The sequence below is a fragment of the Acetomicrobium thermoterrenum DSM 13490 genome (assembly GCF_900107215.1).
Lineage (GTDB): Bacteria > Synergistota > Synergistia > Synergistales > Acetomicrobiaceae > Acetomicrobium > Acetomicrobium thermoterrenum.
The window spans coordinates 139,930-163,058 of record NZ_FNPD01000004.1; the positions used below are offsets into that span (position 1 = coordinate 139,930).

The 23,129-nt window shown below is 44.8% G+C and carries 18 protein-coding genes, 2 tRNA genes and 1 pseudogene; 8 read left to right on the plus strand and 13 right to left on the minus strand.

Annotated elements, in window-relative coordinates:
• Positions 1-8 precede the first annotated feature (8 nt).
• The 4 genes from glgP (at position 9) to BLU12_RS04710 (ending at position 5,595) form a co-directional block, all read left to right on the plus strand.
• Positions 9-1,766 carry an alpha-glucan family phosphorylase gene (glgP, locus tag BLU12_RS04695; RefSeq protein ID WP_009200269.1) on the plus strand — a complete coding sequence of 586 codons (1,758 nt, stop codon included), beginning with the start codon at positions 9-11 and terminating at the stop codon, positions 1,764-1,766.
• A gap of 21 nt (positions 1,767-1,787) precedes the next feature.
• Complete coding sequence (gene glgA / locus BLU12_RS04700; RefSeq protein ID WP_040347734.1) at positions 1,788-3,275, plus strand: glycogen synthase GlgA; 1,488 nt, start codon at positions 1,788-1,790, stop codon at positions 3,273-3,275.
• A gap of 81 nt (positions 3,276-3,356) precedes the next feature.
• A complete protein-coding gene (gene glgC, locus BLU12_RS04705) occupies positions 3,357-4,631 on the plus strand; it encodes a glucose-1-phosphate adenylyltransferase (protein ID WP_040347732.1) in 1,275 nt (424 codons plus the stop codon).
• A 40-nt stretch (positions 4,632-4,671) separates the two neighbouring features.
• Positions 4,672-5,595 carry a tetratricopeptide repeat protein gene (locus BLU12_RS04710; RefSeq protein ID WP_009200266.1) on the plus strand — a complete coding sequence of 308 codons (924 nt, stop codon included), beginning with the start codon at positions 4,672-4,674 and terminating at the stop codon, positions 5,593-5,595.
• 14 nt (positions 5,596-5,609) lie between these two features.
• On the opposite strand, the gene BLU12_RS04715 is transcribed toward BLU12_RS04710, so the two are convergent.
• On the minus strand, positions 5,610-6,338 hold the full coding sequence (locus tag BLU12_RS04715; protein WP_009200265.1) for a 2-phosphosulfolactate phosphatase: 729 nt from the start codon (positions 6,336-6,338) through the stop codon (positions 5,610-5,612).
• Between the two features lie 88 nt (positions 6,339-6,426).
• On the opposite strand from BLU12_RS04715, the gene ptsP reads away from it, so the two are divergent.
• Together ptsP and BLU12_RS04725 are read left to right on the plus strand one after the other, a co-directional pair.
• Entirely contained in the window at positions 6,427-8,145 is a 1,719-nt protein-coding gene (ptsP, locus tag BLU12_RS04720; RefSeq protein WP_091460945.1) for a phosphoenolpyruvate--protein phosphotransferase, read from the plus strand.
• On the plus strand, positions 8,142-8,975 hold the full coding sequence (locus BLU12_RS04725; protein ID WP_057940645.1) for an alpha/beta hydrolase: 834 nt from the start codon (positions 8,142-8,144) through the stop codon (positions 8,973-8,975). The genes ptsP and BLU12_RS04725 overlap by 4 nt, the downstream gene beginning before the upstream one ends.
• Here BLU12_RS04725 and BLU12_RS04730 read toward each other — a convergent pair.
• A complete protein-coding gene (locus BLU12_RS04730; protein ID WP_057940646.1) occupies positions 8,949-9,722 on the minus strand; it encodes a prepilin peptidase in 774 nt (257 codons plus the stop codon). The genes BLU12_RS04725 and BLU12_RS04730 overlap by 27 nt on opposite strands.
• A 77-nt stretch (positions 9,723-9,799) precedes the next feature.
• Positions 9,800-10,897: an outer membrane protein assembly factor BamB family protein gene (locus BLU12_RS04735; RefSeq protein WP_091460946.1), complete on the minus strand. Its 1,098-nt coding sequence runs from the start codon at positions 10,895-10,897 to the stop codon at positions 9,800-9,802.
• Between the two features lie 257 nt (positions 10,898-11,154).
• Here BLU12_RS04735 and BLU12_RS04740 point away from each other — a divergent pair, with 257 nt between their 5' ends.
• Both BLU12_RS04740 and BLU12_RS04745 read left to right on the plus strand, forming a co-directional pair.
• Positions 11,155-13,263: a glutamine synthetase III family protein gene (locus tag BLU12_RS04740; RefSeq protein ID WP_091460948.1), complete on the plus strand. Its 2,109-nt coding sequence runs from the start codon at positions 11,155-11,157 to the stop codon at positions 13,261-13,263.
• A gap of 44 nt (positions 13,264-13,307) precedes the next feature.
• Positions 13,308-13,769: a universal stress protein gene (locus tag BLU12_RS04745; RefSeq protein WP_091460949.1), complete on the plus strand. Its 462-nt coding sequence runs from the start codon at positions 13,308-13,310 to the stop codon at positions 13,767-13,769.
• A 33-nt stretch (positions 13,770-13,802) separates the two neighbouring features.
• On the opposite strand, the gene BLU12_RS04750 is transcribed toward BLU12_RS04745, so the two are convergent.
• The 10 genes and pseudogenes from BLU12_RS04750 to BLU12_RS10075 form a co-directional block, all read right to left on the minus strand.
• A complete protein-coding gene (locus BLU12_RS04750) occupies positions 13,803-14,138 on the minus strand; it encodes an XRE family transcriptional regulator (protein ID WP_091460951.1) in 336 nt (111 codons plus the stop codon).
• 19 nt (positions 14,139-14,157) lie between these two features.
• Positions 14,158-15,114, minus strand: a complete 957-nt coding sequence (locus BLU12_RS04755) for an NAD-dependent epimerase/dehydratase family protein (protein ID WP_091460952.1) — start codon at positions 15,112-15,114, stop codon at positions 14,158-14,160.
• A gap of 549 nt (positions 15,115-15,663) precedes the next feature.
• A tRNA-Leu gene (locus tag BLU12_RS04760) sits at positions 15,664-15,751 on the minus strand.
• A 59-nt stretch (positions 15,752-15,810) separates the two neighbouring features.
• Positions 15,811-16,971, minus strand: coding sequence for a pyridoxal-phosphate-dependent aminotransferase family protein (locus BLU12_RS04765; protein WP_091460954.1), 1,161 nt, complete (start codon positions 16,969-16,971; stop codon positions 15,811-15,813).
• Between the two features lie 164 nt (positions 16,972-17,135).
• Positions 17,136-17,211 (minus strand) — tRNA-Thr (locus BLU12_RS04770).
• Positions 17,212-17,223: 12 nt separating this feature from the next.
• The gene (locus BLU12_RS04775; RefSeq protein ID WP_009200254.1) at positions 17,224-17,520 is read right to left on the minus strand and encodes a PG0541 family transporter-associated protein; all 297 of its coding nucleotides are present in this window, start codon (positions 17,518-17,520) and stop codon (positions 17,224-17,226) included.
• Positions 17,517-20,621: an efflux RND transporter permease subunit gene (locus BLU12_RS04780; RefSeq protein ID WP_091460955.1), complete on the minus strand. Its 3,105-nt coding sequence runs from the start codon at positions 20,619-20,621 to the stop codon at positions 17,517-17,519. Before BLU12_RS04780 ends, BLU12_RS04775 begins: the two co-directional genes overlap by 4 nt.
• Positions 20,618-21,772: an efflux RND transporter periplasmic adaptor subunit gene (locus tag BLU12_RS04785; RefSeq protein ID WP_091460957.1), complete on the minus strand. Its 1,155-nt coding sequence runs from the start codon at positions 21,770-21,772 to the stop codon at positions 20,618-20,620. Before BLU12_RS04785 ends, BLU12_RS04780 begins: the two co-directional genes overlap by 4 nt.
• Positions 21,769-22,485, minus strand: coding sequence for a TolC family protein (locus BLU12_RS04790; RefSeq protein WP_407638647.1), 717 nt, complete (start codon positions 22,483-22,485; stop codon positions 21,769-21,771). Before BLU12_RS04790 ends, BLU12_RS04785 begins: the two co-directional genes overlap by 4 nt.
• Positions 22,486-22,512: 27 nt before the next feature.
• A pseudogene (locus tag BLU12_RS10075) lies at positions 22,513-23,120 on the minus strand (TolC family protein); the annotation flags it as partial.
• Between the last annotated feature and the right edge of the window lie 9 nt (positions 23,121-23,129).

Consider the following 23,129-nt stretch of genomic DNA (forward strand, 5'->3'; position numbering starts at 1 on the left):
GTAGATTAATGGTTGAATCTTACAGCAGAAATGACGCAATGAATTACAATATACCCGTAGGCTCATCGCTTACACATCTGATGGAAATGGACCCTGCCTTTAGAACCGTTGCCTATTTTTCAATGGAAATTGGCGTCATGAACGACATTCCCACCTATGCGGGCGGATTGGGAATTTTAGCCGGCGATGTGCTGAAAAGTGCAGCCGACCTCGGAGTACCTATTGTAGGGGTTACGCTCCTATATAAACAGGGATATTTCAAACAAAGGATCGACGAACAGGGACGACAAATTGAGGAACCCTTTCAATGGGAACCAGGTAAAAATCTAACCTTACTTCCTAATGAAGTAAACGTCGATATAGAGGGCAATTCGGTATACGTACGTGTTTGGGTATATGAAATTGTCGGGGAGACGGGGTATGTTGTACCTGTCTATTTTCTCGATACCGATTATGAAAAAAATGCCCCCGAGTATAGAAACCTTACTTGGTATTTGTACGGAGGAGACCTCAGATACAGATTGTGCCAAGAGATGATTTTAGGAATAGGGGGTCTAAGAATCCTAAGAGATCTGGGTTACAATAATATAAAGACTTTTCATCTTAATGAAGGTCATGCAGGCTTTCTGGCTTTAGAACTTCTTAGAGAACAGGGTTATATCGATTTCGAAAAAATTAAGGAACAGGTGGTCTTCACTTCGCATACTCCAGTGGCAGCAGGACACGATTATTTTTCCTTTGACCTAATAGAGAGAACCATGTCGCCAGTATTCGTAGATTATTTAAAACAGATGATGCCTAACGGCGGCGTTTCAATGGTCGATTTCGGACTCAAGTACAGCAAATACATAAATGGTGTATCAAAAAAACACAGAGACGTAAGCAGAAAGCTTTATAATACCGAAAACATAGACTACATAACCAACGGCGTTCATTCAAAAAGCTGGACATCTTCAAGTATGCAAAGGATTTTTGACCAAAACATTCCGGGGTGGAGAAATGACCCGTCCAGATTGGTCATGGCAAGCAAATTGGGCGATAATGAAATTTGGAAAGCCCATCAGGCAAACAAAATGCATCTTCTATCCAAGGTGCTCGAGAAAACCGGAATAGAGCTGGACACTGAAATCCTCACTATAGGCTTCGCCAGAAGAGCAGTAGCGTACAAAAGAGCCGATCTCATCTTTAAAGACATAAATAGATTAATTGACATATGCGCCGGCAAAGTACAACTAATATTCTCGGGAAAGGCGCATCCTTCCGACGAAGACGGCAAAAAAATGATACAGCGCGTGATAGAGATCTCTAAAGAGATTTCCGATAGAATCCCGGTAGTTTTCTTGGATAATTACGACATGGAGCTGGCCGCTCTGCTCACCTCCGGGGTTGACGTATGGCTCAACACGCCCATTAGACCCCGTGAAGCTTCGGGAACTAGCGGAATGAAGTGTTCCCATAACGGAGTATTAAATTTATCCATATTGGACGGATGGTGGGTTGAAGGTTGGATAGAAGACATAACGGGGTGGGCAATAGGGCCTGAACCAAAAGAAGTGGAGCTTGTAAATTACGACGAGTCCCAAGACGCGGATGCGTTATACAAAGTGCTTGAGCAAAAGGTCATTCCATTGTATTATCAAAATAAAGACAAATGGATTTCAATGATGAAAAATACGATTTCCTTAAATGCCAGCTATTTCAATACTCATCGAGTTGTAAGAGAATATTGCGAAAAAGCCTATGGCATACACCCAAAATATTACTAAATTAAAGTGAAGTGGTAAGAGGTGTCTTCGCCTTTCAAAAAAATAAAAGTGCTTCACGTTGCTTCAGAAATGCACCCCCTCGCAAAAAAAGGAGGACTGGGCGACGTCGTCGGCTCCCTACCCAAAGCACAAAGAGAACTTGGCATCGACAGCAGGGTTTTGTTGCCCCTCTACCCCGGAGTTATGGATCGCATCATTGGGAAGGCAAAAAAATTACCGCGCAAGCTTTATCTTCCTTTAGAGTGGAGGGTATTTCCTGCCCGACTATGGCATACCGATGTCCAGGAGGTCCCTGTCTACCTTCTGGACATCGAAGATATATCCTTTTCGGCAGATGTATATCCAAATCAATTGGACATGAACTCGGTAAGACCTTTTTTCCTTCTCTCCTTGGCTGCAATGGAATTTAAAAAGGCAACCAACTGGAATCCACATATATTTCACATTCACGATTGGCCTACCTCTATGGTAGCAACTGTTCTTAAATGGCACATGTATTATTCGACATTATCCAACCATTATGATACCGTTCTCACAATACACAACCTTGCTCACCAAGGAATCGTTCAGGAAACGAACTTAATTCAATGGGGAATCCCAAAAGAGGCTTTTAATATAGAAGGGTTGGAATACTACGGAATGACCAACTTTTTAAAGGGCGGAATTATAGCTTCCGACATGGTCACGACAGTCTCGCCCCGCTATTCCTGGGAAATACAGACTAGGGAATATGGAATGGGCTTGGATGGTGTTTTAAAAAAGTACAACAGTAAGCTAAAGGGCATACTCAACGGGATCGATTACTCCTATTGGAATCCCAAAACAGATCCTCTTATTCCAGCACATTACGACGTGAACGACATTGCCCCGAAAAGAGAATGCAAAAAATCCTTATTATCCCGATGCGGCTGGGAAGACGATGGTTCACCAATTTTAATATATATAGGCAGACTCGCGGAACAAAAGGGCTTGGATATATTATTGCCCTCCATAGAAGCCATTCCGGGTCATGGTTGCAAGTTGATCGTTTTAGGCGAAGGAAGCGAAATTTACGAAAGAGCTCTATTGGATATGTGCTTGCAATTTCCAGACAGCCTATTCGTTAAAATAGGATATGATGAGGAGCTATCGCACCTCATGTATGCAGGAGGAGATATGCTCGTAATGCCTTCATATTTCGAACCCTGCGGTTTATCTCAATTAATTGCCATGCGATATGGAACAGTTCCCATTTGTCGTGCTACAGGAGGGCTTGCAGACACAGTTATAGATGCCGATTCCGCATCGGATGGAACCGGTTTTTTATTCAGTTCTTACGATAGCGAGGCTTTCTTGCGAGCTATTGGAAGGGCTTTGGCGTCTTGGAACTCTCCAAATCATTGGAATCGAATTATATCAAACTGCATGAAAGTCGACTTTTCTTGGTCCAAATCCTCACGAGAATACGCAAATCTATACCTCGAACTGCTGGGAGTCCCGGAAGGCGAAAACAAAAATCTATTGCTTTAGTCTTGTCATATAACCTAATAACAGGGTATAGTTATAAGCATATATAGTACACCTTAGAAATTATTTATGGGGGTGGCATTTTTGATCTATGGAAAGTACGGGAGGGTGTTGGGCATAGTTCTAGCAGGTGGTCGAGGCCAGAGACTTTCCCCCTTGACAAGACACCGCGCAAAGCCGGCAGTTCATTTTGCAGCCAAATATAGGATAGTAGATTTCGCCCTTTCCAACTTAGTTAACAGCGGAGTCTTCTCCATATACGTCCTCGTCCAATTTCGAAGCCAGTCATTGAACGAGCACATTGAAAGAGGGTGGCAGTTTGGAGGCGCCTTGAGAGGCAGAGACTTCTTTATAACTGTTGTACCCGCGCAAATGTGGACCGGCGAGCATTGGTACAAAGGAACGGCCGATGCCGTCTTTCAAAATCTACACCTGATCACCATTTACAATGCCGACCGTATTTGCGTATTCGCCGCCGATCATGTATATAAGATGGACATAGAACAAATGATGCAAAAACATATAGAACAAAAGGCGGATTGCACGGTAGCCGCTTACGAAGTGCCGGTCGGCGAAGCGTCTGCCTTTGGATGCCTGAAAACGGACGAAGATGGTTTTGTCGTAGAATTCCTGGAAAAGCCGAAGAACCCGCCCGAAATTCCAAACCGGCCCGGATTTAGCTTTGTTTCCATGGGCAATTACATCTTCGAAAGGGAAATTTTAGAAGAAGTATTAGTTGAAGATGCAAATGATCCCGACAGCAGTCATGATTTCGGAAAAGATATATTGCCGAAACTATACAAAAACCATAAAGTATTGTCCTACGATTTTAAAACAAATGCCATCCCGGGAAATGATAAGCCATATTGGAAAGACGTAGGAACGATCAAAACTTACTGGCAGGCGCATATGGACCTGCTCAAGGAAAATGCGGATTTAAATCTTTTCAACCCGCAATGGCCGATCAGAACCGTATCCTATGCCGACCCTCCAGGGTTCACCTTCTCCGTGGACAACTCCTCAAGCAGCGTGGAAGACGCGCTTCGCGCGGAGGGAAGTCAAGTAATCGGGGCAACCGTAAAAAGATCGGTTTTGTCGAGAAACTGCGTTATAAAGCCCGGCGCCTACGTTGAGGAATGTATAATAGGAAGAGGAGTAGTCATTGGGGAACGGTGTCGATTGAGAAGGGTCATTGTGGATGCCCAAAACGTTATCCCCCCGGACACTGAAATAGGATTTGATGAAAATTTGGATCGTCAAAGATATCACGTCGACCCCTCGGGTATAGTGGTCGTCCCGATGCCCGCCATACAACTTAGAGCAAAGGTGAATTTCCCCTACCCAGATTCAGGAATTTAATATATACTACCCGAGTAAATTTTTTATAGGAGGAAGATTAATGACACAGAGGAACACCTGCGAAGAAGTAAAAAAACTTTTGGATATGGCTAATTCAACAGACAACCATGAGGAAGCAACAAGGCTTGCAAATAAAGTCCTCGAGCTGGCCCCGACAAATTGCGAGGCTTTGCTGTTACTGGCAGATAATGCCATATCCGATGGCGATATGGAAAAGAATCGCTTTTATCTCAACCGGATAATCGAAAACTACGAGAAAGGACAATCCAAAGACAATACGAGAGATACGGAAGATGCGAATGACGAAATTTACCTTTCCGCCCTTGAAAGGCTTGCCTTTTCGCTTTCCTTCGACGATCGCCACGAAGAAGCAATGTCGGTTGCCCAAAAATTGCTAGAGATAGATGTAGAAGGAAAAACTACGGCCAAAGATACGATTTATCGGTCGTTGTTGATGATGGACCGCTACAGAGAAATATTGGAGATGATCTGCCAGGAGGAAAACCCTTCAGCCGTTGCTCTGCACGCAAAGGCGATAGCTCTATATCAATTGGACGGAATGAGCTGGAACTCTTACGAAGCCTTGGTCAGCGCATTGGAAGGTGATCCGGATGCTCCTTTCTATGCTTTGGGCATTTGGGATGAGCCTGAGGAACCTGACGAAGAGGAAGTTCAATCCATGCTGACAGCATTGTATATAGTAGAACCATGGGCCAAATCTGACGAACTCATCGACTGGATAACCCATATTACCATCGCCTTCGGTTTTTTCACCCAACGTCTTCCGGAGGATTTTCTCCAGGTTATGGAATTAAGCGAAACCGGAAGTATGGCAAGGCAAGAATTAGACGAATTAAAGGAAATAATCGACGAAATGCAAAAAGTGGAAGCCGTAAGGGATCACGACTTCAAAGGTATAGATCGCATAGTCTTCGATGCCCTGCGCTTCAGACGTAAATATTAAAACCCAAAAAAGGATTAAACCGTTATAGCAGGCAAATTATTCCACAGGGTAAGCCGTGGAATCGTATGGCTTTCGTCAATACGGGAAGCGTATTCAACGTCGTTCCATAGGCCCAAATCCTTCAAGCTTAATGCGTGCTCTGCATCCGTCAGGGCACGCATTAAATTTTTATCGTAATATTCCCAAGTGGCTATCGCTATCTTTGCTCCATCGTTTAACTTCAAACTTTGGATTTTATTCTTTGTAATTTCCGCCATCATACCGGCACAGGCGGTGTCATCTATCATTGCTCGGTTGAACCTGCCGGCGCAAAGTATGCCTATTTTGTTGCCCCTTTCGATAGCAGCTTCAACTACAGCGGTGGCGTTTCTGGAGCAGCCTGCAAACACGATATCCGAAGAAGCCGCAGCGCGTAACAATGCTTTAGTTCCGTTGGTAGTCGTCATTATGGCCCCGTGAAAATCTCTTAGGTTATATCGAAGCAATTCAATCGGAGAATTGCCGCAATCGAAACCGGGAGGAGGAAGGCTTTTTCTTTCTCCCATTAAAAGCCATTTTCCGCCAAGTTTAGACTTTAGGCTGTAGGCCTCTTCTACATCTTCTACAGGCAAAAGGACCTTGCCGCCCATCTCAAAAAATGTCACTATTGTCGTGGTAGCCCGTAAGATATCGACCACGATCCAAGTATCTATGCGATCCAGGTCACCGGAGGGGTTTAGCACAACCGTCAGTTGAACCGACATTTTTAATCTCCTGTGCAACAAATTTGTTTATTTTTACCTTCGCTTGTAACATAATACAGATATCACATAAATAACAGGAGGGTCAATCATGGCAGAAATTAAATTAAAGGGTACTCCCCTATCTCCTGGTCTTTCCTATGGATACGCTTTTACATACACGACCATACCCTTTGAGCAAAGAAACATCGTCATTAAAACCGAAGACATCGAAAAAGAGCTATCCCGCCTAAAGGAAGCCATTAAAAAAACGAGGGAATCCCTCGAAAAACTGAAGGATAGAACCAAAAAGAAGCTGGGAGAGGAGAAGGCGGGAATTATAGAGGCTCACATGCTGATGCTTGAAGACCCCATGTTCATTCAAGAAATTGAAAACACCATAAAAGAAGGCCATTCTGCAGAGGACGCCGTTTACACGGCCACTATGAAGATAAAAAAGATGTTTGAAGATATACCTGACCCCTATTTAAGAGAAAGGGCTGCAGACGTAGAAGATGTGGGCAGCAGGCTATTCAGAAACTTATTGGGAGCAAAAGATCTTGAATCGATGGGACGAGAGGAATCAACTATAGTCGTCGCCAGCGACCTGGCTCCCTCGGAATTAATCGCCATATCGGGAAACAATGTCGTCGGCTTAGTGCTCCTACACGGAGGCCCAACATCTCACATGGCCATAATAGCCAAGTCATTAGATTTGCCGGCTGTATCCGGAATAGATATAAGCACAATCTCCGACAATAACGTTATCATAATCGACGGCACAAAAGGGGAAGTAACGATAAATCCCTCTCCTGAAACGCTTTCGCAGGTCAAAAGAAAGGTAGAGGAACTCAAAAAAGAGCAAGAGGAAGCCATGAGCCTAAAAGATGCTCCTGCAATCACCTCAGACGGTTTCAAGCTAGAGTTGTGGGGCAACATAGCTCATCCAAACGAGGTGAGCAGCGTTTTATCCTTTGGAGGAAAGGGTATAGGTTTATTCCGAACGGAATTTCTTTTCATGAACAGAAACAATCCTCCCGGTGAAGATGAGCAATTTGAAGCCTATAGCAAGGCTTTGGCGGAAATGAACCCCAACCCTGTAGTAATCAGAACGATGGATGCCGGCGGTGATAAGGAGATTCCATATCTCAACATACCGAAGGAAGACAATCCCTTTTTGGGCTATCGCGCCATTCGGATTGGCATCACCGAGGAAGGTTTGCTTTTGACACAACTCCGGGCTTTACTGAGAAGCGCAACCTACGGAAATCTTTACATAATGTTCCCTATGATCTCTTCTCTATGGGAGGTAAAAAGGGCAAAAGACCTGCTCCGAAAAGCAGCCCGACAACTGAAGGAGGAGGGAATAGAACAGGGATCGGCAAAAATAGGAATAATGATAGAAATACCCTCCGCAGCTCTTATGGCAGATGAGCTTGCAAAGGAGGTTGACTTCTTCTCCATTGGAACCAACGATTTAACTCAATATACATTGGCAGTGGACAGAGGAAACGCGAAGATATCCCGATGGTACGATCACCTGCATCCTGCAGTTCTCAAGCTTATCGACATGACTGCAAAGGCAGCAAAAAAACACAAAATTGAGCTTGGAATGTGTGGCGAAATGGCCGGCGACCCTTTAGCTCTTCCAATACTCATTGGGATGGAGTTCGACGAACTTTCTATGTCACCTCCGGCAATTCCAAAGATCAAAAGACTTACACGAAAAACCAGCTTGGGAAGAGCTAAAGAGATTACGCAAAAAGCTTTGTTGATGAAAGATGCAACAGAAGTGCGCACCTTTCTTGAGGAGATGACATCTCAATTATGACCGAAAAAATGGAGATCATATCTCATTGCGCGCGAGGATCTTTCGGAGACAAAAGGGTCTTGATCCAGGGGTACATTATTTCAAAGTCATTTCCCCTGGTCTTGCTTTTGCACGGAGTGCACGGCTGCGCCAATCTGGCAGAGGGAAACAAATACGGCGTTCTGGCACGCTTGCTTGCGCAGGAATCCATAAATGTCCTGACCATTGAAACCAGCAGAAAAACCAGAGACAGGGATGCCTATGGCAACGATAGAAACAGATGGATAATGGATGCCTTTAAGGGAAAAACCTATGCCATGGACTTATTTGACGTGGCGAGTGCTATTTCGTTCATACATGATGATCTCAGATGGCCTGAGTTATGGCTATGGGGTTTTTCTCTGGGAGGTTTGCATTTTCTGATTTTGACGGGCGGAATTTATAAAAAAGTTTTAGAACGGGCTGGCCTGAAAAACCCTATAACCACCTTTCCCAAGATCGAAGGTTTGATACTCTCCGGGAGCGGAGACGAGATACGCCCGGAAAACGGGCCGTCGTTTCACGAGCCTATTTTGGACTCTCTGCCCTGTCAAGAAATGCTTCTGGAGGCAGCGAAAAATACGAATGCGGAAAATGTCTATGCCTTTTACGGCAGCCTTGATGAAACCTTTGCTAAGGAAGCATGTAGGAGGCTGTTTGAATTAACGCCCACAAAACGAGACTTCATCGTCCTCGAAGGAGTTGACCATTCTTTTAGAACTGTTAACGGCATTCCTTCGATATCGCCTTTAATCGATATGGTAAATTACCTAAAGAAGCATATTCTAAAAAATCCAGGGCCAACCCGGTGAAATGTCAAGAAAAGCCAATATTTTGGCTCCAAAAAGGAAGGTGCAAAAGGAGCCGATAGCAAAAAAGGGGACCATGGGGAGATGATCTTTTCTTCCGACTTTATGTACAAGCAATAACGATAAGGCTGTCAAACCGCCGCACATGAAACTTATGTAGAGCGCAAGACAACCCATCCATGTCCCCATTGCCCCGCCAATTGCAGCAGCAACTATCGCATCGCCCGAACCCATGCCGCCTTTGCTGACGTACATAATAAGTAGGATCAAAAAACCACATATGCAAGCACCTAATATGCCGTTCCAAAAAATTTGCCAACTCACAAAAACCCTCAAGAGCAATCCAATTGCAAAAAAGGGCAAAACCAGCCAGTCGTAAACATAACCCGAATACATGTCTGTCAAAGAAGATAGAAAAAGGCAGCTCCAAAGCACAAAAGACAATATAAAAGCATAGGTAGGCCCATAAAGCCAGGCTAAAACAAGCATCGAAAATCCCATTATCAATTCGACCAACAAATAACTAATCCCGATCTTTGCATTACATCCTCTACATCTACCTTTGAGAAATACATAAGACAATAGGGGGATTAAATCCATAAAGCTGAGCGTTCTGCCACAGCTTTCGCAGACAGAACGCTCCCTTCCCCACCACTTCTTCCCCTCAATAGTCCTCTGTGCTACTACATTCAAAAAGGAACCGTATGCCAATCCAAAGATAAAACTCGTCAAACGGAACATCCCAATCATTAAGCTATCCACCTAATCTATCGCTAAAATCTATTTTACAGAAAAAGTTTACATCAAACTTGTTCAGCAACGTAACATCACTTTATGACGTATAGGGTACCTCTCATCGTAGCAAAAACGACTGCTCCCTCTCCCAAAGACGGATCGGCCACGATGTCACTGTCCGCTTCATACTTCCACAGCAAATCTCCGCTATTGGAATCTATAGCGTAAAAATAGCCATCGTTGCTCCCGAAGAAAAGCACGCCGCCAGCATATACGGGCGAAGAGTTTATCGGGCTACCAACTTCGTAGCTCCATACAACGTCACCCTTATCTGCGCTCACGGCATATAATTTTCCATCCTGACCTCCTATGTATAATGTTCCCCTAACGTATGCCGGAGAAGAGCCGAGGGGTGCCCCAATGTACTTATGCCATAGAGGCACGACACCCTTTAATTTTACGGCACGAACATAACCGTTATCGGTTATATAATAGACCTTTCCGTCAACATATAGAGGGGCTCCCTTCATTGCTCCCTCTGTATTGCCTCCCCAACGCTCGCTGCCGCTTTTTGGGTCTAGCGCATGAAATCGTCCTCCAAAGCTTCCCACAAACACAAATCCTTCAGCTATTGCCGGAATACTTTGAAAGCCCCTATAAGCTTGAAACTGCCATTTATATCCTCCATTTTGGGAATTAAGAGCGTAGAAACTGCCTTCGTTGCATCCGACGTAAACGGTATCGCCAAAGACAAAAGTTCCCGACATCACAGGGCCATCTACCTTAGCATTCCAAATGAAAATGCCGGACTTTTTGTCGAGAGCATACACATTTCCAGCGAAGGTTCCCACATATACTTTTTTATCATCGGTGGAAACAGGTCCCAGAATGGAACCATCGCACTGGTATTTCCATTTTACCTCTCCGCTATTAAGAGATATAGCATACACTTCTCCATTATGGTTCCCTACATATATAGTTCCGCTATCCACGACAGGGGCACCCGTTATCTTTGATCCCGTTTCCAGCTTCCATGAGAATATGCCTTTCGGAAGTTCTTTTATTGGGAAATTGCCGGTATTTTGCAAATCACCCCTGGCCGGAAAAGCAAAGACGCTTCCTGCATTGCCCAATATGAACATCAAAGAAATCACCAAGGCGATCGTCCAAGTCACACTTATTTTTTTCATAACCCATCACCCCTTTTGAAAGGATATTTTGATATATATGCTACTCTATCCAACTTACTTTTTTATTTTAAATTATACTTTACAAAACACATCGGTCAATTTAATTAATTTGTAGCTACGATATATTGACATAATGTTATGCCGCCCGTTGTCCCTGAAGAGAGATCAACGCAATAATTTCAACTAAGCTCTTGTCTGACCGGGGTAGTATGTGATATAAGTTTTATTTATATTGTTACTCTTTGGAGGTGTAGTACATGGAAAGGCCAACTTCTTATTTTGGACATCATGTCTTCAATGAAAAAGTAATGCGCGAACGTTTGCCCAAGAACGTCTTCGAACAACTGACCAGCGCCATTAACGGAGGACCACATAAACTTAACATTAAAATTGCAGATGTAGTGGCAGCTGCCATGAAGGAGTGGGCTACGTCGCTTGGAGCAACGCATTATGCCCATTGGTTTCATCCAAGGACAGAACTCACGGCCGAAAAACATATGGCATTTCTTTCGTTAGACGATAAAGGGGCTCCACTTGAGGCTTTTACGGGAAGCGAGCTTATACAAAGCGAACCTGACGCGTCATCTCTCCCCTCTGGAGGAATGAGAAGCACCTTTGAGGCAAGGGGCTACACCGCCTGGGACCCCACCAGCCCGGCTTTCGTCATGCTCACCGAAAAGGGAGGTACGCTTTGCATACCATCTATTTTCCTTTCTTGGGACGGGACGCCTCTGGACATGAAAATGCCCCTCCTTAAAGCAATAGCCGCCATAGAAACGAGAGCTATTCGTTTGCTCAGATTATTCGGCAACAGGGGAGTTCATTGGGTAAAAGTAACCGTCGGTGCCGAACAGGAGTTTTTTTTGGTAGAAGACAGCCTGGCCAGGAAACGCCCAGATTTAGTATTGTGCGGACGCACGTTATTGGGATGTCCCCCACCCAAAGGACAACAGCTGGAAGACCACTATTTTGGAGCAATTCATCCCCGAGTGTTGACTTACATGGAAGATGTCGAGGCTGAACTACACAAACTTGGCATTGCCATAAAAACCAGACACGACGAGGTGGCACCATGTCAATTCGAATTTGCTCCCCAATTCACGGATGCTAATCTAGCTACCGATCAAAATCAGCTAATGATGACCGTCATGAAACGAATAGCACCTCATCATGGATTTAAATTACTCTTGCACGAAAAGCCCTTCGCAGGAATAAACGGCAGCGGAAAGCATACCAATATATCTTTGATGGATAGCGATGGTTATAACCTATTGGAACCAACCAACAACCAAAGAAAAAACGTGCAATTTCTGGCTTTCGTGGGAGCTCTTATACTTGGAATTTCCAAATACAGCTCTTTGCTCAGGGCATCCGTAGCCTCTCCCGGCAACATGCACAGACTAGGCGGATTCGAGGCACCCCCTGCTATTATGAGCGTATATCTCGGAAGCACACTGACAAACGTCTTGGAACGTCTGGAGGAAGGTTTTCCGGAAGAGATACCGACGAGTGGAATTATTGATCTAGGTCTGGCAAAACTCCCCACGCTGAAAAAGGAGAATTCCGATCGTAACCGAACAGCTCCCCTTGCATTTACGGGAAACAAATTTGAGTTTCGCGCCACAGGGGCATCCCAATCTATAGCAGGTCCGCTGACAATGCTCCTCGCCGTATGGGCTTGGGGGATAGAGGAGGTATCCAACAGAATAGAAAGTCGACTCGGAAATAGTGACATAACGGATGCCACCTTAGACGTGATGCGCGATATAGCTAAAGAAAGCGCTAAAGTGCGTTTTGAAGGCAATTGTTACGACAAGGCATGGCACGACGAAGCTGTGCGTCGCGACCTTCCCATTGCCACCACAACTCCCGACGCTTTATCCTACTATTTAATTCCCGAAAATAGAGCACTGCTTTCCAGTCTTTCTATCATGACCGACAGGGAAATAGTTGCTTATTACGAAACAAGACTTGAACAATATGTTAAAACGCTAGATGTCGAAATGGCCGTCATGGAAGACATGATACGACATGCAATACTTCCCTCTATCTCAAAGCAGGTAGCGCTGGAAGGAAAGGCATTTGAAAAAGCAACTTCCATACTCGACGGCAATTTCGAAAGCTGGAAGGGTAAGATCAAATCATTGTGTGACGCTAAAGAACAACTTTACCATAGGCTTGAGCAATTAAGAAATCTTCGATATAGAATTTCGAATTGTAGCCTCGAAGAAAGTTCTTCTTTGATAACCAACGAGGGAATTTCTTTGATGAATGAAATACGTTCACTGAGCGATGCCGCAGAACTTTGGATCGATGATATGATTCAGCCCTATCCCTCCTATCGCGATTTGCTTGTGATACAATAACTACGATAGGAAAGTTCTAATCTATAAAACAGGCGGTGATACTGATGACGAAAAAAATATTAGTTGGAGTAGACCTGAGTAAAATGTCAGAATCTTTGATAACGTACTCTCATAACATTGCGCACAGACTCAATGACGAAATAATCTATCTTCATGTCCTGCCTCGCCTGTCTTCCATATGGCGCGGTTATGAGCCGTGGATACCGCCACAGATAGGAGATGAAGTCAAACAAATAGCCCACAAAAAAATCTCCTACTGGATCCAGAAAGCCGAGGCACAAATTAAAGATATCCCTTCTCATGAGCACACCATATTAATTGAGGAGGGATCGCCCGGGGAAGTTATCATAAGCAAAGCCCGTGAAATGGGAGTTTCTCTTATAATCGTGGGGTACAAAGGACACAGCACTATGGAACACATCTTGGTCGGGAGCACAACTACAGCTATCGCACGCCATGCGCCCTGTTCAGTCTTGATCTACAGACCTGGTTTCGAAGTAATTTAAGGCAAATCAATTAGCGTACGTGAAGCAGGGATATCATCTGATATTCTTCAACCGTCGCGAAATACCTTCCTCTTCTTTTATCATCTGAAGGATATCCTCGGCAGACATCTTTTCTAAATATATTGCTTCTTCTAAACTATCGGCTATGTCTTGTGCAATCTCGTCCAAAGAGGCATCTTCGCTAATTGCAATTTGATCCCAAAATACGGGAGGCTGGGACTCGAAAAATGAGCATACCCTATTCATCGCGAGGGCTTCATCGAAATCCTCCTGACGGCCTCCCTTGCTTAAGAATTCCTCTCGCAAACGCGGTACCATTGCCTTTGCAGCCTTTTTTACCAAGTCCTTTTTTATGCCCTGTATCGTCATTTCAATTCACTCCCGAATCCTAATGCAAATCTGATCTATCAAAATAAGCTAATGTCCTCTCCAAGCCGTCTCGCAAAGAAACAGAGGGAACAAACCCTAATTCTTCCTTTGCTTTATCGATACTTAAATAGGTCTTATACAATTCTCCCTTTCTCGGCGCATCGTGCCTCGCCATTTTTTGAAAGCTAATTATATCGCTTAAGATATCATACAATTCGTTGACCGACGTTCCTATGGATGTTCCAATATTATATGCGTGGTCATCTATCGATGAGGGAGCCCTCGTTTCTTTTAAACGCTGTAAAGACAGGAGATTCGCGATTGCAACATCGCCAACATAGACATAATCTCTCACCTGTGTTCCATCTCCATATATGGTGGGCACTTCCCCTTTAAGCATTTTATTAGAAAATATAGCCACCACACCTGCTTCTCCCATTGGATCTTGCCTTGGCCCATAGACATTAGCATATCGAAGTGCTATATAGGGCAGTCCGAACACTTTATTATAATAATATAAATAATACTCCGACGAAAGCTTACTCACCCCATATGGAGAAAGAGGCCCCTTTGGGTGGGTTTCAGAAACGGGAAGGTGCGTCGGCTCTCCGTAAACAACGCCTCCAGATGAAGCAAATATTACCCCCTTTACACCTGTCCTGATTGCGCAGGATAAGATATTCAAAAGGCCTTTGATATTTACTTCGGCATCGTACATGGGATTTACCACTGACTTTCTAACGTCAATTTGCGCCGCATGATGACAAACGTAATCGGGGTGAACTTCGTCGAAAACTTCGCTCATGCGAGAATCGCATATGTCGAGTTTGTAAAACCCGGCCTTTGAATTGAGATTCTCCAATTTGCCCTGAGACAAATTATCGATAACGATAACCCTGTGGCCTTCTTTTATAAAGGCATCAACTAGATGAGATCCTATAAAACCTGCGCCTCCTGTAACCAGGACGGTAGCCATATTAATTACCTTCCTTTCTCTTTCAACATTATCCGCAGCTTACATGTAGTATATCTTTTTTAAAGCGACCTATCCACCACATAAGAAAAACCGGCTTCAATTCCGATGCAACAAACCTTCGCCTTTTGCGCGACAAAAAGTGAGTGAAGCCAACGTTTTAATAATAGGTACTCTCGCTCAAAAGAAAACCTTATTCTTACCTATTTACTTGAATGCCTATCATTCGATGGGTAATTTTCGCCCCATCCATTTCGTCATTTGTAATGGTTTCGACTTACTTAAATACTATTTTTGCCAATCCAAGCAACGCTATAAGATTTGGGATGACCATCATCGTTGAAGGTATCCGCCAATTCCCATGATATCCCCACCGAATCCAAAGCTGGCAGTAAATGCCTTTTGTGCGAGAGCAATCCCTGTAGTTTGTCCGTCAATAGATCAAAGTCAAGGAGATTCGTAATGTTTTTATTTTCAGACAACGGGAAGCCAATTTATAAAGATAAAAGCCCCTTACTCGTTAAGTCAGAGTAAGGGGCTTTTAGTTATTACTGGTGCCGGGGGCGGGACTCGAACCCGCACAGTACCGAGTACCGGTGGATTTTGAGTCCACTGCGTCTACCAATTCCGCCACCCCGGCTTTGCGATGATTAAGATACCATAATATTGTTAAGGCGTCTAGATCTATTCTGCTTTATTTTACATACTTTCTTCAACAAAACCTCTTTGTAGTATCCCCAGCGCCTTGCCCGGCTCCAGTTTAATTCCACTGCGCATAGCAGCCCTCTCTATTGACGCCACTGCTGAAATCAATATGTGTTTATCGATGTTGCCCATATGCCCCATCCTGAATCCCTTTCCTGCATAATCTCCAAGACAACCGGCAATATAGGCACCTTCCTCTGCCACAAGAGATCTGAATTTGGAGTCATCTATGTTAAACTCGCCGGGATATAGGTAAACCGACAACGTTGGAGCTCGATAGCCCTCGTGGGCCAATATCGAAAATCCCATTGAAGAAATGGCCTCATCAAAAAGGGCAGCATGCCTAACATGGCGAGCATATCTTTCCTTGATCCCCTCCGATTTTATTATTTCAAGAGATTGTTTTAAGGCCCATATCAAATTAATGGGAGGAGTACCCCAATATTTGGAAGGGTCTTCCATCACCGGCAACCATTTCTCAAAATCCATATACGAATCAATTATTGTTCCCAGGCTTTTTCGTTTATCCAGCGCCTTTTTTGAAGCCCACAACAGAGCTAAACCAGGAGCAACCCCAAAGGCCTTTTGAGAACAGCTTATCAACACATCAATGCCCATAGGATCGACGTACTCCTCTGCTCCGCCTGATGCAGCTACGCCATCGACCACAAATATGGCTCCATGATCTTGAACAACCTTGCCTATCTCCCCTATCGGCGCCATAACACCTGTCGATGTCTCAACATGGGTAACAGTAACTAGGTCGTATTTTTCTTTAGACAGTCTTTCTTTAACTTCCCCAGAGGTTACAGAGCTTCCCCACCGTGCCTTAATCACATCGACATTAAGGCCGCGCTTTTTGCATATTTCGGCAAATCTATCGCCAAAAAAGCCGTTTGAACACACAAGTGCCTTGTCTCCAGATTTAGAGACGTTCGCTACAGCCATTTCCATGGCCAACGAACCTGACCCAGCAATAACAAAGGCCTGCCCGCTGCACTGCCAGAGTTCGCGCAAATCCTTTACCACGTTTTTAAAATCTTCAATAAAGTCGGGGTCTCCAAAAGCTACCGTCTCGCGTCCCATTTGATCCTGAATAGAGCGCACAACTGGAGTAGGTCCGGGTATCATCACCAGTTTTTGTGGTTTTAGCATATTAAACCCTCCCTATAAGTAAACATAAATTTATAGAAAAATAACTTCACTTTGACAGGCACGTTTCTATATTATTACCCGATCACCTAAAATACAACAGAGTTTGGATTAAAAAAAAATAAAAAGAGCAATCAACTCACTGATTGCTCTTTTTGCCAATTCTTTGGAGCCGGCGGGCGGACTTGAACCGCCAACCTGCTGATTACAAGTCAGCTGCTCTGCCGATTGAGCTACACCGGCCCTCGGGGAAAATTATACCATAAGCTCTCCATCTTGCACAAAGACACGTAAACCGGCATGATGAATCGCTCGTCGTTGCTTCATCTTCTTAAGCTCTTCGGTTAAATACCAAGCCTTTCCGGCATTTTCCACTACGAGTATGGCCCAATTCTCACCCGGCCAAACTGCATCGGCCCAATGTGTACGACATCCGCGGTGATGGCCCAAAACATGTCTCCATACAGTATAGCCATCGACTTCAATCGACTCCAGTAATTCGATTATTTCGGGAGCTATGCTTTGATTGCAAAATATCCAAACGAACTTCATCGTGACGTTCCTCCCTTTGCCTCAACAAACCTTGGTCGTCGGCGTATCTTTTCCTCGACCAAACTGTATACTACCGGAATCAACACCAGGGTAACCAACGTCGAAAAGGACAAACCGCCAATGACCGATACCGCCAAGGGCCTCCATATCTCGGCACCCTCTCCCTGACTTAAAGCCATAGGCAACATGCCCAATGCCGTAGTAAGGGTGGTCATTAAAATTGGCCGCAGCCTCCTTGACCCTCCTTCTACCAAAGCATCGTGCATAACATACCCCCTGGCGCGAAGCAAATTCACGTAATCCACCAAAACTATTGCATTGTTAACCACTGTTCCTACCAACATGACTATGCCCAGCAGGCCCTGCAACGAAAGATATGACCCGGTTAACAACAACGCTCCTACCGCACCCGTTAAGGCAAAGGGAACGCTAAACATTATGATGAATGGGTCCAAAAATGCTTCGTATTGCCCTGCCATTATCATGTAAACCAAGACAACCCCAAGCAAGATCAAAAGACCCATTTGCAAAAACGTTTCTCTCATATCTTCAACATCGCCGGCTATTTCCGTCCTCATTCCGGCGGGCAACTCTATTTCTTTAAGTGCATTTTCGATATCCGTAGCAACATTGCCAACGGAGCGGCCTTCAGCATCAAGCTCTATAGTGATGTAACGTTGCCTGTTCTTTCTGTGAATTTCCGGAGGCCCTAATTCTTCTTTAATTGTTGCCAAATTTGTCAAGCGGATCATATCCCCCGTCACCGATGGCACAAGCAACTTATTTAAGGTATCCCAAGAATGTCTTTGATCAGGTTGCAACCGCAGCCACACCTCGTAGTTATCCTCTCCTTCCCAATAATCTTCATCCAACTGAATGCCATAGTAATAGGCCCTTAGAGCTTGAGCAACGTTACTCGTCGGAACACCCAACAGCGAAGCCCTTTCTTTGTCTACGTCAACCCAAATTTCCGGCCTGCTTGCTTTTTGGGTAATTTCTATATCTACAGCTCCCGGAATCCCTTCGAGCCTTTTCTTTATTTCGTCTCCAATTTTGAGCAATTCATTTACATCGTCTCCGTACAACTCAATTACTATCGGTTTGGAACTCCCGCCAGCCATGATAGGCGAACTGACGTTTGCGCTTACCGCTTCAAAACCCGCCTTTGCGTTTAAATATTGCCTTACTTGAGCTGCCACTTGAAAGCCCGAGCGCTTTCTTTCCCCCTTAGACACGAGCTCGATGCCGATAGTTCCGATATTTGACGATTCTCCCCTTAAAGCACTCATACCGTCTCCGGCGCTGCCGCCGTATATGTAGACGTTTTCAAGCTCCGGGATATTATCCATAGCATAAGCCATGACATCTTTTGCAACTTTCTCCGTCTCTTCCACCCTCGTACCTTCAGGGAGCCTGAAATTAACGCGTACACTTCCCGTATCTGACCTTGGTATCAACTCTGTCCCTATACGGGTAAAACCTACAACTGTAAAAACTGCACAGAGCAACGCCAATCCTATGATCTTTTTTCTGTTGCGCAAAGCCCAATCAATTAACAAAGCGTAATAGCGCTCAAGCAAAGTCAAGATACGCTTGGAATGTCTATGAATGAAGAGCTTGTCTTCTTGAGATTTAAAAGTCTTACTTCCAACCATCGGTATAAAGCTTAACGAAACAACCAAGGATGACACTATAGCAAGACTCATAACCACCGACAGGGAGGAAAAAAATATGCCGACTAAGCCTGTGATAAACACCAATGGCAACAGCACAGCCAGAGTCGTCAGTGTGGACGCTATCAAGGCACTTCCCACTTCGCCTGCACCTAACATGGAAGCTATCTGGCGTTTCTCCCCCATCTCAATGTGATAAATAACCTGATCTGTCGTAACAATTGCGTTGTCGACTACCATGCCGCAAGCAACCGTAAGAGCCGACAATGTCATTAAATTAACAGTGTATCCTAAGATTCTCATAGCGATAAACGTAGCGATCAACGAAAAGGGAATGGCTCCGCATACCGCAAGCGTTCCCGGCAATCTGCGTAAAAAGAGATAAGTGACCAGAAAGACTAGTACAACGCCATATAGCAGAGTAGTGGCCAATTGTTTAAGTGAGTTCAGTATAAACTCCGATTGATCGTAACCGATGACATAATCCACATCGGAGGGGAATATAGACCCCTTTAACTCCTCCAGGCGGGCCTTTACACCATTACTGACCTGAACAGTATTGGCATCGGTGTTTTTCGTGATCATCATAACAACGGAACGGGCACCGTCAGCCCATCCAAAGGTTGATGCGTCCTTGTATCCGTCCTCCACGGTCGCTACATCCTTGAGATACACGGGCTTACCGTCGGTGGTGCCAACAATGGCGTAACCTATCTCGTTTACAAGTTTATATCTGCCCGGCACTCTTATCTGATATTCCAACATTCCTTCCTTAAAGCTTCCTGCAGGTAAATTGAAATGTTCTTGTTGCAATACACTTGCAATCTGTTGAGCTGACAAATTATATGCCTTTAGTTTCTCTGCATCTAACAGTATCTTTATTTCGCGCTGCTCCCCACCGAAGACCGAAACATCCCCTACTCCCGGAACCTGTTGAACAAGCTTGCTGACATCGTTATCCACGAAATGATACAGCCCTGGGAAAGTCGGTCCTGCCTTAAATATGACTAACATGACGGGCATGGCACTGGAAGTTACTTTTATAAGTATTGGATCATCAGCATCATCGGGAAGCCTTCTTCTTATAATGTTCACCTGATCCCGGGCATCGCCCATCCTGGCATCCAAATCCTCTCCCCACTCAAATCTGAGGACAACGGCAGAAGCTCCGTCGCTTGAAGTCGAGGTAATCTCGTCAAGGCCTTGAAGAGTGGCCATTCTGTCCTCCACTTCTTCCGTGATTTCCTGTTCGACGTCGCTAGCAGCAGCTCCCTCCCAAGTAGTAATGGCAAGAATTACGGGTTGTTCGAATTGGGGCAAAAGATCGACCCTTATTCCGATAAAAGAGACAACTCCCAATAAGAGCACGGCGACGAAGAACATTAAGGTGGCAGTAGGTCTCTTTACCGCTATTTCCCAAAGGTTCATTGACCTACCACCTCCACGGATACCCCGTCGCCAATGGCGCGAACAACAGGCGATATTACATTGTCTTCCGCTTTAATTCCTTCAATAATTTCTACCAAATTACCGCTCTCTATGCCACGTCTAACGAAAACCTGCTTTGCCTTTTTATCTGGCGTTACAACGAAGCAATACCATTCACCTGTTCCCGGCAATTGTTTTACCGCCTCCCTGGGAAGGGAAAGTCCTTCATGCTTGCCTACTATGACCTCAGTCCTGGCGAACATCCCTGGCTTTAATATTCCTTCAGCTGAAAGCCACACTTCAACTTCTCCGGTCCTTGTGACCGAATCAAGCATTGGGCTAATTCGCACCACTTCGGCCTCAAAAGTCATGTTTGGAAATGCATCTACTTTTACAAGGGCAACTTGCCCTAATTTAATCCTTGGATAGTCGTTTTCCGTTACCGTCCCAATTATCTTAACTGTTTCCTGCCTTGAAACCGTAAAACAAGTACTCCCGACGCTAACGGTATCGCCAGGATCTATATGCCTTTCAGCAACAACTCCGTCTACGGGAGAGACTATACTGTGATATTCCTTCATAATTTGAAGCTGCCTCAGCTGGGCCTGGGCCTGATCGAGCTGCCTTTGGGCCTGCTCGAGTTTGGCCTTTTCCACTTCATACTGTCCTTCTATTTGATCCAACTGCTGGCGACTTATAACTTGCTCCTCATATAAATTTTTATAACGCACATAATCTTTCTCAGTGGTCTGCAATTGACTTTTTGCCTGCGATATCGCAGCCCTAGCGGCAGCGACTGCTGCCTTGACCTCTTCAATTTGTCGGTTGACCAGGCTATCATCTAATTTTGCCAAAGGGTCACCCTTTTTTAATTCCGATCCGACATCAACATAAACTTCTAAAACTGTCACGTTATTGGTCACTTTAGATGTAATCATTGCCTTTTCTTGCGGCTCTACCGTTCCAACAAAAGTTATGATATCCTCAAATTCCATTAAAGTTGGCTTGACTACGGAAACGTTTATCGCACTCTGTTGGGGGGTTGGCACACCAGGCTGCTCGGTCGTTTTGTCATTGCTAAACACCCTCAGACCGATTATTGATGCTAAGGCTACTGCTATTACGGCTATAACGACTGTTTTGATCTTCATTTAGCTACCTCCCCATTCACTGCTTCATTTTCATTAAGATCGTCAAACACACTTTCATCCATTATGCCCATTGCATAGATCAGGTCGCTGTAGGATGAATAGGCGTCGTATATTGCATTTACAAAGTTGGTATTGGCATCCGTCAACGCCGTTCTTGCATCTAAAACGTCTATGTTAGTGCCCACTTGCTCGACATAACGTCTCAACGCCATTCGATAATCCTCTTCTGCTATAGTGACTTGATCCTCGGCTACGCGAACGCTTTGCAACGCCGATTCCAAGTTCTGCCACGCTGTGGATACCTCTAGACGAATTTGATTCCTGAGATCATCAATCCTGGCAAGTAATTCCCGGGCCATAGCCTTATTTTCCTCTATCTTGTTCTTTACCTCTCCCCGATCGTACAATCTCCAAGAGGCGATGATCGATACATTCCAGTCGTCCTCATTTGGGAAAAACTCATCTTCGTAATAAGATACCTCTCCCTGCAGATATATATTAGGCCTTGCCTGGCCCGCAGCAGCTTTGGCCAGCTCCTCTGCTGCTTTTCTCGAGTCTTCCAAGGAAACCAGCTCAGGGCGATATTGAAGTGCAATGCTGTAAGGATCTATCTGCGGCAAAGCGAAGGGAGACTCCTCTTCAGGGGATACTTCAGGAACTATTTCGTGGGAAAGGGGAATCCCGACAGCCTTTTCCAGAGCACTTAAGGCCACCTGTGTACCATTTTTAGCTTGAATCAAATTCAATTCGGCAGACGAAACATCGACTTGAGTTCTAAGGACTTCATTGATGGCCACAACACCTTGATTGTAAAGCGATTGCGCCTGTTTTAAATGCTCTAGTGCCAAATCATAGCTTTCCTGAGCAACTTGTAGCTGAGCCCTCGCTCTCTGCAAATCGTAATAGGCGTTTTGCACATCATTTCTATTGTTTGTTTAGTGCGTAAGACATCTGCCTCTAAGGCTTGACGATTCAACGTGGCAGCCCTTAACGAAGCCTCAAGGCCGTCACCGCTGTAGAGAGTATGCGTCAGGGTTAACGCTGCCTTGTAGGTATCTCTGTACTTCGAATCCGTCATACCTCCTCCGTATTGGTGCATATACGTTAAGCTCGAATCAAGCCTAGGCGCCAATTGGGAGGCACTTTGCAGTTCTTGAGCCCTCACCTGATTGAGCTGCTCCTGTGCTGCTTTTAGTATGGGATTATGCTCTTCTGCTATTGAAATTAAGTTGTCCAAATTATACTTGACAGCGGATTGAGCATCTTGCCCCCAAGCGTTTTTGTCCATAACAAGCACCAGGAAAATCAAAGAGCAAAAACCTATTATCAATAAAAAACGTTTTCCCATGAATTTTGC